Origin of the sequence: Streptomyces sp. MnatMP-M17 (assembly GCF_900091995.1) — a bacterium.
Lineage (GTDB): Bacteria > Actinomycetota > Actinomycetes > Streptomycetales > Streptomycetaceae > Streptomyces.
Genome location: NZ_FMDK01000920.1, coordinates 1 through 2,173, shown reverse-complemented (window position 1 = coordinate 2,173; position 2,173 = coordinate 1). Strand labels below are relative to the sequence as shown.

The window sequence follows — 2,173 nt, the reverse complement described above, 5'->3', positions numbered from 1 at the left end:
CCGGCGACGTCGACGCCGCCCGCCACCCGTAGCCGTTCGCGTCCGGGCGCCGCCCGGGGGAGAGGGAGCCGACATGCTGGGACGCCGCGTCCACGTCACCGGGCCGGCCCGGCTCAAGCTGGGGGCCGAGCTGAAGAAGGCGTACGACAGGGGGGCCTCGGTCCGGGTGCTCGCTGAGGGCTGCGGGAGGTCGTACGGGTTCGTGCACCGCCTGCTGACCGAGGCCGGGACCACCATGCGCACGCGCGGGGCCCGAACACCCGCGCCGTCGAGCACGCCGGCCCGTGACGGCGCGGGGGCGGTGGTTGCCTTGCGCACTGTATGGGCGGGCCGCCGGGGTTCGCTGCGCCGTTCGGCTTCGCGGCCGCCTTCCTTCGAGGGGCGGGGATCCTCACCGCCCCGGTGGGCGACGACTTGCCGACATGACACATAAAACTTGACTCGTGATGCCTTGGAGGGTAGATTAATGAACACCCCGAACGGGGGGTGAGGTCGTCGGTAGGGGAGTGACTAGTGAGCCGGTTCAGCGAGATGCCCGCCAGTCCGAAGCGCGGCGAGAAGGTCGCTCTGCACTGGAGCAGGAAGCGCCGTGCGACGGGGCTGATGATCACCAGGCAGGGCGAGGGCTTCGGCGTGTGGAACATCGCCCCGGTGATGGGCCGCCCGACCGCGTTCATGTTCGATCTCGTCGCCACGGAGGATGACGCCCGGGAGATCGCCAACCGGGAATGGGTCGGGATGGCGATGTGAGCACCGCGGGCCCGGGCCGGTGGCCTCCCACCGGCCCGGGCACACATGGGTGACGGGGGCGCCCCGCCACCTCCAACGGCCAATCCCGCGAGTAGAGATGGACACCTGATGACCGACACCGCCATGGCTGTTCCGGCTGCTGCGGGGATGACGCGGGACCGGCACGTCCCTGCGGGACCGGTCCTCGACACCGCGCTCCAGGAGCCGGCGCAGACGCCGCAGAGCGCGCCGGAGGGCACCCCGGACAACGCGCGCCGGCTGATCGGAGCGAACGGCACCGGGCGCGCGTACGCGACCGGGAGCGGCGACCGGATGCGGATCGAGTCGGCGGACGGCCGCATGGCCTACACGCTGCCCACGGTGCCCGACCACGCGCACCAGCAGGCGAGGGACGGATTCGCGGGGCTGGCGCGGGAGTTGGCCGGTGAAGTGGAAAAGCGTGGTGTGGGTACGCCGGAGTGGAGCGAGCGTCCGGTGGACATGTGGCCGGGTGAGCCGCAGGAGTTCAAGGAGTTCGATCCGGCCGGCTACGCGCCGGGTGTGATGCTGGCGTGGTCCGTGGACGGGGTCCGGTACACCGGCCAGGTGTGGGCGGACCGCGTGCAGTCCGGGAGCTGGAACAGCTGCCGGAGCGAGGCCTCGGCGGTGGTGGTGGCCACGGTCGGCGGCCGTCGGGCACGGCGTGACGAGGCGGTGTGCCTGCCGCTTCTCCACGGCCAAAAGCACGCGCGCGCCTTCGTGGCCACGGCCCGCGGGAGCGCCGACGTCGAGGTGATCGCCCCGCGGTGCGCGTCGGAGGGCCTGTTCGACGTGGTGGCCACGGCCGGTGACCCGGTCGGGGAATGGGAGTCGGAGGGCGGATACGTGCCGGCTGCCGGGCCTGCCGGCGTTCCGGCAGAGCCTGCCGACGCTGTCGGGCCTGCCCCGGCGGAGGCTTCCGGGGGCGCCGGCGCTCCGGCGCAGCTCCCGGCCGGCAAGCACTGCCCCCGCTGCGACCGGAACGCCCTGTACGGCATCGAGTGCGCGTACTGCGGCCACATCATCATCACGGCCTGGGTGACCGGGCCGTGCCATCCGCCGGCCTGGTCCGAGGGGTGCTGCCCGGTGTGCTTCACCACCGACCCGCAGGTGTGGGAGGTCCACGGCCGGCTGCTGTGCACGGTGTGCGCGCAGGGCCGCAGCCGGTGGGGTGACCAGGTGAAGGCCGCACCGGGGTGGCGTGAGCGTGCGCGCCGTGTCGTGGCGTGGGTCGACAACCCGGGCGAGCTGTCGTACGCCACCGCGTACGCGGACGACACCGATAAGGGATCGGCCGCGCTGTCCGACCCGGTGTCCCTCTGCTGACCTGCGCGCATCCGCCCGGCCGGGGCCTGTACCGGCGCCAGTCCGGCCCCGCGCCTGCGGCTGCTGCCCCTCGCGGCCC

The 2,173-nt window shown here is 73.4% G+C and carries 2 protein-coding genes and 1 pseudogene; all 3 read left to right on the top strand.

From position 1 onward, the window contains the following. Window positions 1–73: 73 nt before the first annotated feature. Window positions 74–283 (top strand): annotated as a pseudogene (locus GA0115259_RS42410) (helix-turn-helix domain-containing protein); the annotation flags it as partial. A gap of 230 nt (window positions 284–513) precedes the next feature. Continuing rightward, complete coding sequence (locus GA0115259_RS33425; RefSeq protein WP_093603883.1) at window positions 514–750, top strand: hypothetical protein; 237 nt, start codon at window positions 514–516, stop codon at window positions 748–750. A gap of 108 nt (window positions 751–858) precedes the next feature. Next, on the top strand, window positions 859–2,094 hold the full coding sequence (locus GA0115259_RS33420; RefSeq protein WP_093603881.1) for a hypothetical protein: 1,236 nt from the start codon (window positions 859–861) through the stop codon (window positions 2,092–2,094). Window positions 2,095–2,173 lie beyond the last annotated feature (79 nt).

What these genes read in the sequence shown, in the direction of transcription:
- GA0115259_RS33420 (WP_093603881.1), top strand. Translation starts at nt 859, where the DNA reads ATGACCGACACCGCCATGGCTGTTCCGGCTGCTGCGGGGATGACGCGG.